The 12,038-nt window shown below is 70.0% G+C and carries 10 protein-coding genes and 1 tRNA gene; 7 read left to right on the top strand and 4 right to left on the bottom strand.

Annotated elements, in window-relative coordinates; all coding sequences use genetic code 11:
• The first annotated feature begins 40 nt into the window (after positions 1-40).
• Positions 41-646 carry a uracil-DNA glycosylase gene (locus JUB11_RS00965; protein ID WP_207455383.1) on the top strand — a complete coding sequence of 202 codons (606 nt, stop codon included), beginning with the start codon at positions 41-43 and terminating at the stop codon, positions 644-646.
• 9 nt (positions 647-655) lie between these two features.
• Here the strand turns inward: JUB11_RS00965 and JUB11_RS00960 are convergent, their stop codons facing one another.
• From JUB11_RS00960 to JUB11_RS00950, 3 genes are all read right to left on the bottom strand, one after another.
• Entirely contained in the window at positions 656-1,651 is a 996-nt protein-coding gene (locus JUB11_RS00960) for a glucokinase (protein WP_207455382.1), read from the bottom strand.
• Complete coding sequence (otsA, locus tag JUB11_RS00955) at positions 1,648-3,042, bottom strand: alpha,alpha-trehalose-phosphate synthase (UDP-forming) (RefSeq protein ID WP_207455381.1); 1,395 nt, start codon at positions 3,040-3,042, stop codon at positions 1,648-1,650. The genes JUB11_RS00960 and otsA overlap by 4 nt, the downstream gene beginning before the upstream one ends.
• A 442-nt stretch (positions 3,043-3,484) precedes the next feature.
• A complete protein-coding gene (locus JUB11_RS00950) occupies positions 3,485-4,366 on the bottom strand; it encodes an N-formylglutamate amidohydrolase (protein ID WP_207455380.1) in 882 nt (293 codons plus the stop codon).
• A 175-nt stretch (positions 4,367-4,541) separates the two neighbouring features.
• Here JUB11_RS00950 and JUB11_RS00945 point away from each other — a divergent pair.
• The 5 genes from JUB11_RS00945 (at position 4,542) to JUB11_RS00925 (ending at position 9,378) form a co-directional block, all read left to right on the top strand.
• A tRNA-Val gene (locus JUB11_RS00945) sits at positions 4,542-4,616 on the top strand.
• A gap of 418 nt (positions 4,617-5,034) precedes the next feature.
• The gene (locus JUB11_RS00940; protein ID WP_207455379.1) at positions 5,035-6,516 is read left to right on the top strand and encodes a SulP family inorganic anion transporter; all 1,482 of its coding nucleotides are present in this window, start codon (positions 5,035-5,037) and stop codon (positions 6,514-6,516) included.
• A gap of 14 nt (positions 6,517-6,530) precedes the next feature.
• Positions 6,531-7,391 carry a universal stress protein gene (locus JUB11_RS00935; RefSeq protein WP_207455377.1) on the top strand — a complete coding sequence of 287 codons (861 nt, stop codon included), beginning with the start codon at positions 6,531-6,533 and terminating at the stop codon, positions 7,389-7,391.
• Between the two features lie 175 nt (positions 7,392-7,566).
• Complete coding sequence (locus JUB11_RS00930; RefSeq protein ID WP_207455374.1) at positions 7,567-7,920, top strand: hypothetical protein; 354 nt, start codon at positions 7,567-7,569, stop codon at positions 7,918-7,920.
• A gap of 291 nt (positions 7,921-8,211) precedes the next feature.
• Complete coding sequence (locus tag JUB11_RS00925; RefSeq protein ID WP_207455373.1) at positions 8,212-9,378, top strand: glutathionylspermidine synthase family protein; 1,167 nt, start codon at positions 8,212-8,214, stop codon at positions 9,376-9,378.
• A 320-nt stretch (positions 9,379-9,698) separates the two neighbouring features.
• On the opposite strand, the gene phaR is transcribed toward JUB11_RS00925, so the two are convergent.
• Positions 9,699-10,298, bottom strand: a complete 600-nt coding sequence (phaR, locus tag JUB11_RS00920) for a polyhydroxyalkanoate synthesis repressor PhaR (RefSeq protein ID WP_207455370.1) — start codon at positions 10,296-10,298, stop codon at positions 9,699-9,701.
• 403 nt (positions 10,299-10,701) lie between these two features.
• On the opposite strand from phaR, the gene JUB11_RS00915 reads away from it, so the two are divergent.
• Entirely contained in the window at positions 10,702-11,934 is a 1,233-nt protein-coding gene (locus tag JUB11_RS00915) for an alpha/beta fold hydrolase (RefSeq protein ID WP_207455364.1), read from the top strand.
• Positions 11,935-12,038: the final 104 nt, after the last annotated feature.

Genomic DNA, 12,038 nt, shown 5'->3' with positions numbered 1-12,038 from the left:
GGCTGTTGTCGGGTTGCCGATCCCCACCGGAAGCGCCGCCATGACCGAGACCGCCGCCGACCTGCCCTTCGCCGACTACAACGTGCCCGCCGATCCCCCCGCCGGCCCGCGCATGGCCATCATCGGCGAGGCGCCGGGTGCGGAGGAGGCGAAGCAGGGGCGCCCCTTCGTCGGGCGCAGCGGCAAGCTGCTGGACGAAAATCTCGCGGCGGCGGGGGTGGAGCGGGCGCGCTGCTTCATCGGCAACGTCTTCCGCTACCAGCCGCCGGGCAACAAGGTCGGGCATTTCTTCGCTTCCCGCACCCGCGCGAGGAAGGAGGGGCGCGCCATCGACGAGCGCTGGGGGGCCTTCGGCACCTCGGACTGGGTGCTGGCGGAATTCTCCGGAGAGATCGACTCGCTCCGGAACGCGCTTCGGGAATTTGCCCCGCGCGTCATCGTCGCGCTGGGGCGCACGCCGACCTGGGCGCTGACGGGGCAGAACGGCATCATGCAGCTGCGCGGGCAGGTCCTGCCCTGCCGGCTGCTGGACGGGGTGGAGGTCGTGCCGACCTTCCACCCCAGCTACATCCTGCGCGGCCAGCTCACCGAGCAGCCGACCTTCCTGGCCGACCTGAAGCTCGCCGCCTCCCGGCTGGCCGGCTGAGCCGGCGTCTCAGCGTTCCGCCGCCTCGGCGAGGCCCAGGAAGGCCGGCAGCTCGTGGGTGACGACGTAGGTCGGGATGGGGGCGAGGAAGCCGCGCATCCGGCCCTTCTCCATGAAGCGCTCGCGGAAGCGCGAGCCTGTGAACAGATCGCCCAGCTTCGGCACGATGCCGCCGGCGATGTAGACGCCGCCGCGCGCCCCCAGCGAGAGCGCGAGGTTGCCGGCCACCGTGCCCAGCATGGCGCAGAACATCTCCACCGCCTCGCGCGCCTGCGCGTCGGTGCCCGCCGCACCGGACTCCGCCACCTCGGCGGGGGCGAGCGGCCGGGCCTTGATGCCGTCGAGCGCGCAGAGTGCCGTGTAGAGGTTCACGAGGCCGGGGCCGGACAGCACGCGCTCGGCCGAGACATGCTCGAACCGGCCGCGCAGATGGGCCAGCACGGCGCTTTCCCGGTCGTCGATCGGGGCCATGGTGACGTGGCCGCCCTCGCCGGACAGGGCGGTCCAGCCGTTGGGGCCGGGCACGAGGCCCGAGACGCCGAGCCCGCTGCCGGGTCCGAGCACCCCGACGACGCCCGCCCCGTCGGGCGTGCCCTCGCCGACCTGGCGGAGGTCGCCGGGGGCCAGCCGCGGCACGCTCATCGCCACCGCCGTGAAGTCGTTGACGACGGCCAGCCGCTCCAGCCCCAGCCTTTGCCGCACCTCCTCCGTCGAGAAGGACCAGACGAGGTTGGTGAGCGCGATGCGGTCGCCGGTCACCGGGCCGGCGACGGCGAAGGCGCCGCGCCTGGGCCGGGCGGCCGAGGGTGCCAAGGCGAGATAGGCCCGGGCCGCTTCCTCCAGCGAGGGGAAGTCGGCGCAGGGCAGGATGCGCGAGTCGCGCACCCCCCGGCCGTCGATCAGCCCGAAGCGGGCGTTCGTGCCGCCGATGTCGGCGACGAGCGTGACGGGCGACGCGTCGTCCCGGTCGGTGGAGCCGGGGTCGGTCAGGCCTGTGTCGGTCATCTGTAGGGCGCTCGGGTCAGGGCATCGACGTAGGTTTCTCGCCACCAGCCGATATCATGACGGCGCAGGGTCTGCATCATCGAAGCGTGCCGCTCCCGCCGTTCCTCGACCGGCATGGTCAGCGCGCGCTGCAGCGCGTCGGCGACGCTCTCCGTGTCGAAGGGGTTGACGATCAGCGCTTCCCCCATCTCGCGCGCCGCACCCGCGAAGCAGGACAGCACGAGGACGCCCGGATCGTCGGGGTTCTGGCAGGCCACGAACTCCTTCGCGACGAGGTTCATGCCATCGCGCAGGGGGGTGACCAGCCCGACGTTCGCGACACGGTAGAAGCCGGCCAGGACGCGCCGCCCGAAGCTCTTGTTCAGGTAGCGGATCGGCACCCAGTCGAACTCGGCGAAGCGGCCGTTGATGCGGCCGGACAGCTCCGACAGCTCGCGCCGGATGGCGATGTATTCGGGCACGTCCTCCCGGCTCGGCGGCGCCACCTGGAGGAAGGAGACGCGGTTGCAGTGCTCCGGGTAGTTGGCGAGCAGATGCTCGAAGGATTCGAAGCGCTGCGGCAGCCCCTTGGAATAATCCAGCCGGTCCACCCCGATGATCAGCCGCCGGCCGACCAGGCTTTCCTTCAGCCGCTCGGTGTGGCGCGAGCGGGAGGCCGTCTCGGCGAGGCTTTCCAGGTTGGCGGTGTCGATGCTGATGGGGAAGGCCCTGGCGACCAGCGTGCGGCCGAAGGCGCGGACCAGCATGCCGCCGTCCGGCGCCTCCGAGACCTCGCCGTCCGTATAGTCGCGGATGTAGTCGGTGAAGCAGCGCAGGTCGACCTCCGTGTGGAAGCCGACGAGGTCGTAGGCGCACAGGCTGCGGATCAGGTCCTGGTGGTTGGGCAGCACGATCAGCACTTCCGGCGTCGGCAGCGGCGTGTGCAGGAAGAAGCCCATGCGCTGCTCGCAGCCGCGCTCGCGGAGCTGCGCGCCGAAGGGGATCAGGTGGTAGTCGTGGACCCACACCATGTCGTCGGGCTTCAGCAGCGGCGCCAGCCGGTCGGCGAAATAGCGGTTGACGCGCTGGTAGCCCTCCAGCGTGCGGCGGCTGACCGAGATCAGCCCGAGCCGGTAGTGGAAGAGCGGCCAGAGAGTCTGGTTGGCGAAGCCGTTGTAATATTCCTCGAAGTCGCGCCGCCCGAGATCGACGGTCGCGTAGGTGAGGCGCCCGACGTCGGTGCGCTTGGGCTCGGACTGGGACTCGCCCTCGACCACGGTGCCGCTCCAGCCGAACCAGATGCCGCCGGTCTTCTTCAGCGCCGCCAGGACGGCGACGGCCAGTCCTCCGGCCGCCTGCTTTCCTTCATCGATGGGGGCAACGCGGTTGGAAACGACGACCAGTCTGCTCACTGTGCGGGACCTCCAGTTTTCAGGGGCCGGGCGGCACCGTCCGGAGCCGGCCTTCTGCCCGCACGAAACGACCGGTGGCGGGCATTGTTCCTCCTAATGTAGGTGCTCCACACGGTGATGCCACCCGCCAAGCTTCCGCCGGTCCGGCCTTACCGGATGGGGTGCCCGGCCCCGGCACAAGGCGAAGGCGGCGCCGGATCTTATGACTTTGGCCGCGCCGGACGCGGGAATCGTCTTACGCGCTTTTGCAAATCTTGATGGACGGCGCGCACACCCCAGATCTTGGAATGCGACGGTGAGCGCGCCTCTTTCGCGAACGCCGCCGCAGCGCTTCTTGGGCGTTTCCTCCCCAACCTGAAAGGCCGTGGCTCGCCACGGCCTTTTTCTTTCCCGTTTCTTTGCCCGTTTTATCGGGAGGCCTCGCGCCGGCTTCGGCCGTGCTTCAGCCCCTGCGCAGGGCGGCGGGCGACAGGTGGTTCAGCGACCGGATCAGCTCGCCCATGTGGCGGGCCAGGACTGGAAGGAAGGGCAGCCGCTCCAGCGTCGCCTCGTTCATGTAGAGGTCGCGGCTGATCTCGATCTGCAGGGCGTGGACGCCCTGGCGCGGCTGGCCGTAATGGCGCGTGGTGTAGCCGCCGGCGTAGGGCGCGTTGCGGCCGACCGCGTAGCCGAGGTCGCGCAGCACGGTCTCGGCCGTGTCGATCAGGGCGGGCGCGCAGGCGGTGCCGTAGCAGTCGCCCAGCACGATGTCGGCGCGGCGCGGGTCGTTGCGGCCCAGCCCCGAGGAGGGCATGGAGTGGCAGTCCAGCAGGATCGCGTAGCCGAAATCCTCGCGCGTCCGGTCGATCAGCCCGCGCAGGGCGGCGTGGTAGGGGGTGTAGTAGCGCTCGATCCGCTCCACCGCCTCGGCGAAGCGCAGCTTGCCGCGGTAGATCTCTTCCCCGTTGGCGACGATGCGCGCGATGGTGCCGAGCCCCGCGGCGACGCGCGGCGAGCGGGTGTTGACGTAGGCGGGCAGCTTGTCCGCGAACATCTCCGGGTCGAGTTCGTAGGCCTCGCGGTTGACATCCATGAAGGCGCGCGGGAACAGCGCGCGGATCAGCGGCGCGCCGAGCAGCGGGCCGGCGGCGAAGATCTCGTCGACGAAGCAGTCCTCGGACTTGCGCAGGGCGCGGCCGGCGAGCTGGGAGGAGGCCGTGAACTCGGGCGAATACCGGTCTCCGCTGTGCGGCGAGGCCAGCACCAGCGGGGTCGATTGGGTCTCCGGGGCCAGGATCTCGAACGGTGGCTCCGACCCGGCTATGGCTTCGACATGCGCATCCATGACTTCAGTGATTTAGTGGACCCCGGGCCGCCTGTCACGGCCTATGGCGGACCGGCCTTGTAACAACCGCGCAGGCCCCGCTCATGCTCCCGAAAAATAGTGAAAGATGAGGCTTGCACGGAGCGTGCGGCGGTGGTAAACCCCCGCCCACGCCGACGGACAAGGTCGGCCGGATGGGCGCGTAGCTCAGCGGGAGAGCACTACGTTGACATCGTAGGGGTCACAGGTTCAATCCCTGTCGCGCCCACCATCCTTCAAGGCCCCAAGGGTAGTCCCCTTGGGGCCTTGTCCATTTTGATGTCCTTTTCCGGGCCGGTTTTCCGGCTTCCCAGGCTTGCCTCCCCAGCCATCCCGGTCTATAGAGCGCAGGGTTGCTGCTGTGCAGCACGCCTTCCGCGCGGGTCCGAACCCGCGCACCACAGAGAGCCGAACCAGTCCAATGTGACTCTGATCCGCCAGCCCTGACCCCGTTTCCGCCACCTGCCGTCCTATCCGGGAACGGCACGTCGTGGTTTGCCGGGTGCGTCGGGTGCGCTGGCGTTTGATCGTCGCGTTCGCTTTCCGCCGGATCCGGTCCGGCTTCCTTCATCAAACCGCTTTTGCAAGATGCCCCCGCCCGGAGTCTCGCTCGGACTTGGGCCGTGGGGCTATTCCGGAGAATTCCGCTCATGGATTTGAGCCGTCTGCGCGCCGAATGGTTCGGCAACATCCGCAACGACCTGCTGTCCGGGCTGGTCGTAGCGCTCGCCCTCATCCCGGAGGCGATCGCCTTTTCGATCATCGCCGGGGTGGACCCGAAGGTCGGGCTCTATGCCTCCTTCTCCATCGCCGTGATCACCGCCATCGCCGGCGGCCGGCCCGCCATGATCTCGGCGGCGACGGCGGCGATGGCGGTGGTCCTGGTCACGCTGGTGCGCGACCACGGGCTCCAGTACCTGTTCGCGACGACCGTGGTGACCGGCATCTTCCAGATCGCCGCGGGCTTCCTGCGGCTGGGGGCGCTGATGCGCTTCGTGTCGCGGTCGGTGATGACGGGCTTCGTCAACGCGCTCGCCATCCTCATCTTCATGGCCCAGCTGCCCGAACTGATCGGCGTGCCGCCGCTGACCTACGCGATGGTCGCGGGCGGGCTGGCGATCATCTACCTGCTGCCGCGCGTCACCACGGCCGTGCCCTCGCCGCTGGTCTGCATCGTCGTGCTGACGGCGCTCTCGCTCGCCTTCGGGCTGGACCTGCGCACGGTCGGCGACATGGGCGAGCTGCCCTCGACCCTGCCGGTCTTCCTGATCCCGGACGTGCCGCTGAACTTCGAGACCCTGAGCATCGTGCTGCCCTACGCGTTGACGCTGGCGCTGGTGGGTCTGCTGGAATCGCTGATGACCGCCTCCATCGTGGACGGGCTGACCGACACCGGCAGCGACAAGAACCGCGAATGCGTGGGGCAGGGGCTCGCCAACGTCGCCACGGGCTTCCTCGGCGGCATGGCCGGCTGCGCGATGATCGGCCAGTCGGTCATCAACGTGAAGTCGGGCGGGCGCGGGCGCCTCTCCACCTTCTGCGCGGGCGTCTTCCTGCTGTTCCTGATCGTCGTGCTCGGCGACTGGGTCAGCCGCATCCCCATGGCGGCGCTGGTCGCGGTGATGATCATGGTGTCCATCGGCACCTTCAGCTGGTCGTCGCTGACGGCGCTGGCGACCCACCCGAAACGCTCCTCGGCGGTCATGCTGGCGACGGTCATCGTCGTGGTCTTCACCCACAACCTGGCCCAGGGCGTGCTGGTCGGCGTGCTGCTGTCCGGCATCTTCTTCGCCTCCAAGGTGGCGCAGCTCTTCCGGGTCAGCTCGACCCTCTCGGCGGAGGGTCGGGAGCGCACCTATGTGGTGGAGGGGCAGCTCTTCTTCGCCTCGGCGAGCGAGTTCGCCGCGTCCTTCGACCACCGGGAGGCGTTGGAGCGGGTGCGCATCGACGTCAGCCGCGCCCATATCTGGGACCTGTCGGGCATCGGCGCGCTTGACGACGCCGTGCTGAAGTTCCGCCGGGAAGGCGCCGAGGTGGAGGTCGTCGGGCTCAACGAGGCGAGCGCCACGCTGGTGGACCGGCTCGCCATCCATGACAAGCCCGGCGCCGTGGACCGGCTGATGAGCCATTGAGGGAGGGAATGGACATGACGAAGATCCTGGCCTGCGTGGACGGCTCGCCCTACACGCCGAGCGTCTGCGACCACGCCGCCTGGGCGGCGGCGCGGACCGGCGACCCGGTCGAGCTTCTGCACGCCATCGGGCGGCGGGACATCCCCAGCGTGCCGCACGGGCTCGACCTCAGCGGCAGTCTCGACGCTGGGGAGACGGAGCGGCTGATGGCCGAGTTGGCGGAGATGGACGCCCGGCGCGCCAAGCTGATGCAGGGGCGCGGACGCGCCGTGCTGGAGGACGCGCGGGCGCGGGTCCAGGCGGCCGGCGTCGCGCAGGCCGAGGTGCGGCTGCGCAACGGCGACCTGCTGGACGCGCTGGCCGAGGCCGAAGGCGATGCGCGGCTCACCGTCATCGGCAAGCGCGGCTCGGCCGCGGATTTCGCCCAGTCGCATCTGGGATCGAACCTTGAGCGCGTGGTGCGCGCCAGCCGCAAGCCGGTGCTGGTCGCCTCGCGCGACTTCAAGCCGGTCGAACGCTTCCTGATCGCCTTCGATGGCAGTGCGAGCGCCACCCGCGCCGTGGAGGCCGTCGCCGGGGGGACGCTGCTGCGCGGGCTGGACTGCCGCCTCCTGACGGTCGGCGCCAACCCGGCGGAAGCGAACCCGGCGCTGGACGGTGCGGCGGCTCGGCTGCGCGAGGCCGGCTACCGGGTGCAGGTGGACATCCTGCCGGGCGAGCCGGAAGAGGTGATCCCCGATCACGCGGCGCGCAACGGGGTGGATCTGCTGGTGATGGGCGCCTACGGCCATTCGCGCATCCGCCAGCTCATCGTCGGCAGCACCACCACCGCCATGGTCCGCGCCTGCCGCATCCCGGTGCTCATGGTCCGTTGAGGCCGTTCCCATCCCCTTGGGGCCGCCCTTCGGAGCCGGGGCGGCGCCCTTCGGGCGGTTCCCCTTGCCTCGCGGGCTAACCCTTCCGCACGGATAGCCCCACGCCACCGAACGGGGGATCATCATGGCGTAAGGGGTAGCGTCCCGCTCAAGAATCGAACACGGGGGGATTAGGATGACGAAACCGGCTGAATCCGAACTGAGGCAGCTCATCCTCTCGCTCCATGACGAGGCAACCCTGACCGCCAGGGCCAAGGGCATGACCGGGGCCGTCGCCGAGCTCGTGGCGCTCCAGGAGACGGCGAGCCTCGCCTCCGGGCCGGCCCGGCGGACGATGTCGGAGGAGGAGGTGATGCGCCTCGTGCTCCAGGCCCGGCGCCTCGGCCTCGCCCGTCAGGACAGGACGGCAGCCACCCCGGCGGAGCGGGCCGCCCGGCGCCCCGCGAGGGCGCCGCTGACGGCCCAGCCACGGCGTCTGCCGGCGCTCGCCGCCGCCGCGGGCGTGCAGGGGGCCGCAAGGCTGGCCTGACCTTCGCGCGTCCTGGCCCCAGGAAATCACGGGCGGCGGCCCGCAACGCACTTGTTTTCGCGCGCCGCCGCCGCAATCATCCGGCCCTTGCCGTACGCCGCCCCGCGCCCGCGAAAGCGCGCGCCGGCGTCGTCGGGCGGAGCGGTGCTTCGCCGAAAGCCCACGGGAGAGGATGATTGCCCGGACTGCCCTTCCTGGATTCGCCGTTCAGGCGTTTCCCCTTCGCCCGCCTGCCGGACCGCGCTCCGGCACGGCCCTTTTCCGGTTGATGGCCGAAGCGGGGAGCCGTCCATGCGCAGGGTGACGATGAAGCCGCGGGCCGACTGGCGCCCGGGCCTGAGGAAATATCCGTTCGGCGTGCGCGCCATGTCCGCCGGCCAGGGCTGGCGGGAGGATGTCCGTTATGAGTTCTCCGCCCATCAGATCGACCTGATCGAGAGCGTCGCCGACGAGCTGCACGCCATGCTGCGCGACACGGTGCGCGCGGTGGCGGAGGACAAGCTCTTCGCGCGGCTCGGCATCCGCGGCGACGCGGCGCGCCTGCTGGAGGCGTCCTGGGCCGATTACTGGGCCGGCGGGCGGCTGAACGAGCATGCGGGCGGGCTCGTCGGGCGCCTGAATCTGGCCTATGACGGGCGGGATTCGATCAAGCTGCTGGGCTGCAACTACGACACGCCGGAAGGGCTGTTCGCCGCCGCCATCGTGCAGCGCAACTGGCGCGAGGCGCTGGCCGCCGACGCCGACCAGTTCAACGGGCTGCACGAGGGGCTGGTGGAGCGCTGGGAGGAGCTGGCGCGCGGCATGCCCAGCCGCGCCCGCATCCATCTGTCCTGCGCCACCCCCGATCCGGTGCGCGAGGGCGAGCTGGTCTATCTCTCCGCCACGGCGGCGGAGGCGGGCATCGCCACCCACCTGCTGCCCTTGCAGAGCATCGGCTGGGAGGGGCGCCGCTTCCTCGACGACGAGGGCGCGCCGATCTCCTGGCTCGGCAAGATCTATCCCTGGGAGGCGCTGGCCGAGGAGACTTTCCTGCACCGCCTGCGCGCCGGCGGGATGAGCGTCCTGTCGCCGCTCTGGTGCTGGCTGCTGTCGAACCACGGGCTTCTGGCCCTGCTGTGGGAACGCTACCCGGAGCACCCCAACCTGTGCCGCGCGGCCTCCGACGAGGATGGGCTGGGTGCCTGCGAATCGGTGACCGTCCGCAGCTTCCTCGGGCTGGACAGCCCGGCACAGCGCATGACCGAGCAGGGCCGCACCCTGTCGGACAGCGGCGACGCCGACTGGCCCGGCGGCACGCTCTGGATGGAAACCCCGCAGGGCTTCTGCGACGAGGGCGCCCACGCCGTGCTCCAGGCTTGGATCATCGGCGACAAGTGCCTGGGCATGTCGGTGCGCGAATCCGAAGACCCCCGCGTCGGCCCGGAAGCCGCCACCGTGCCGCATCTTTTCAGGGCGTAGGGGGAGGTCCAAGTCTAGGGACAGGTGCCTTGCCTTACGGGGCAAGGAAATCCTGCAGTTTGCGTGCTGAGAGCTGCAAGGAGGAAAGTCACCTGACCGTCATCCCCGCGAAAGCGGGGATCCAGTACTTCCCATAGTGGACCCGTTGGAAGCTCTGGATCCTCGCGTCCGCGGGGATGACGGTGAAAGGGTGGTCGGAAGCTTGCCTCCGTCAGTTGGCCGTGAACGTAAGCGCCTCTGCGCGTTCGCGGGGATGACGGAGTGAATGTTGTCGTTGGTCGACCTGTAGCATCAGACCCGGCGGAAACAGCCCCCGATGCTCACTCGGTCTCGGTCTTGACCGGCTTGGTGATGCTGGAGATCTGGCGCTGCAGGTCCTCGACCTTGCGCTGCAGCTCGTCGAGCGTTGGGTCGGCCGCGCCGGAGGTGGCGGTCGGCTGGCCGTTCTCGTCCTTTTCGTTGAAGGGCGTGAACATCCGCATGGTGCGCTCGAACAGCGCCATGTTCTGCTTGCCGACCTCCTCTAGCCGGCCGAAGGGGAACATGCCGCCCATCGTGCCCTGGAGATAGGTGCGCATCTGCTCCTGGTTGCGGGAGAAGGCGTGCATGGATTGTTCCAGGTACTTCGGCACCATCCACTGCATGTTGTCGCCGTAGAATCCGATCAGCTGGCGCAGGAAGCTGATGGGCAGCAGGTTCTGGCCCTTGCTCTCCTCCTCCACGATGATCTGCGTCAGAACCGAGCGGGTGATGTCCTCCCCCGACTTGGCGTCGTACACCACGAAGTCCAGTCCGTCCTTCACCATCTGGCAGAGGTGGTCGAGCGTGACGTAGCTGCTCGTGGCCGTGTTGTAGAGCCGACGGTTCGCGTACTTCTTGATGGTGATGGGAGCGGACTTCTGGTCTTCCTGGTCGGCCATCGAGGATTCTTTCAAGAAGGATGGTACAGCGGATTGTTCCGGATATAGTACTACTCGAACGCGAGCGACCTGTCCAGCCTTCCGCTGCACCGCACTCATTGCGCTGCGGTTCCGTCACGCTTTCAGGGCTTTTCACGGCCATCTGGTCAAGGCGCCGGACCCCGACCTATAGTGAGCGCCATGGCCGACCCCAGCGACTCCGACCCTCCCTCCGCGGACGAACTCGCCCGCCGCTTCCTCGACCTCTGGCAGGAGCAGCTGACCGCCGCCGCCACGGACCCGGCCGCCGCCGAGGGGATGGCGCGCTTCCTCCGCCTGATGGGGGAAGGGGCCTTCACGCCGCCGCACGGGGCGTTTATGGCCACGGGTGCGGCGGGGGGCGAACCGCAGGGGGGTGTGTCCGATGAGCGCAGCACGGATGGGGCCGCGCCCGCTTCCCCTGCACCTGTGGGCGGCGACGATGGCCTTGCCGGGCTCCATCGCCGCGTTGCCGCTCTGGAAGAACGGCTTGCTGCCCTGGAGTCCCCATCTCCGCGAGCGCGGCCAGACGCTGCGGAACCAGGCGCTCGGGGCCGACGCCGACGCCCTCCGCCGGGCGCTTGACCGCGAGGTCCGCGCCCGGCTCGATCTCTTCCTGACGGGGATGGAGCGCTACCGCCGCCACCCCTACCGCCGCGCGCTGCCCGACCCGCCGGAGGTCTGGACGGAGGGGGCCGCCCGCCTGCTCGACTATGGCCCGTCCGGCCCGGCGGGGGAGCGGGGGGCGGGCGCGCGGACGGTGCTCTTCGTGCCGTCGCTGGTGAACCGCCACTACATCCTCGACCTCTCGGCGGAGCGCAGCCTGATGCGCTGGCTGGCCGCCCGCGACGTCCGGCCGCTGCTGCTGGACTGGGGCACGCCCGGCCCGGCGGAGCGGCGCTTCACCCTGACCGATCTCGTCGCCGGCCGGCTGGAGCGCGCACTGGCCGCAGCGGTGGAGCGGGCCGGTGGGCCGGTGGCGGTGGCCGGCTACTGCATGGGCGGGCTGCTCACGACGGCGCTGGCCCAGCGCCGGCCGGACCAGGTCGCGGCGCTCGTTCTCATGGCGACGCCCTGGGACTTCCATACGGGGGATGGCGAGGCGGCACGCCGTGCTGCGGCGGCCTTCGCGCCCTTCCGGCCCCTGCTGGAAGGCTGGGGCGAGATGCCGGCCGACGCCATCCAGGCCCTTTTCACAGGACTTGATCCGCTCCTGGCCCTGCGGAAGTTCAGCCGCTTCGCCCGGCTCCCGCCGGACGGCGCCGAGGCGCGCGCCTTCGTGGCGTTGGAGGACTGGCTGAACGACGGCGTCCCGCTGGCCGCCGCCGTGGCGCGCGAAGCGCTGGAGGGATGGTACGGCGGCAACGGTCCGGCGCGGGGCCGCTGGCTGGTCGCGGGCGCGCCGGTGGAGCCCCGGCGCCTCGCGCTGCCCACGCTGGCCCTCATCCCCGAGCAGGACCGGATCGTGCCGCCGGCCTCCGCCCTGGCGCTGGCGCGGGCGATCCCCGGAGCGCGGACGCTCCACCCGCCCCTCGGGCATATCGGGATGGTGGTGAGCACAAGGGCAGAGGAAGAGGTCTGGCAGCCCCTATACGAATGGCTTAGCTCGGCGGACTAGTTCTCGTCCGACGGGTGCCTTGCGCGCCCAAAAGCATGCGCTTAAGGTGTAAAGGAAGAGTGTCGCATCCATCGAAATCATAATAAATCCGTCATTGAGGAGCG

The sequence above is a fragment of the Azospirillum sp. SYSU D00513 genome, assembly GCF_017356015.1.
Lineage (GTDB): Bacteria > Pseudomonadota > Alphaproteobacteria > Azospirillales > Azospirillaceae > Azospirillum.
Note: the sequence above shows the minus strand (reverse complement) of the source record. Positions and strands in the feature narration are given on the sequence as shown.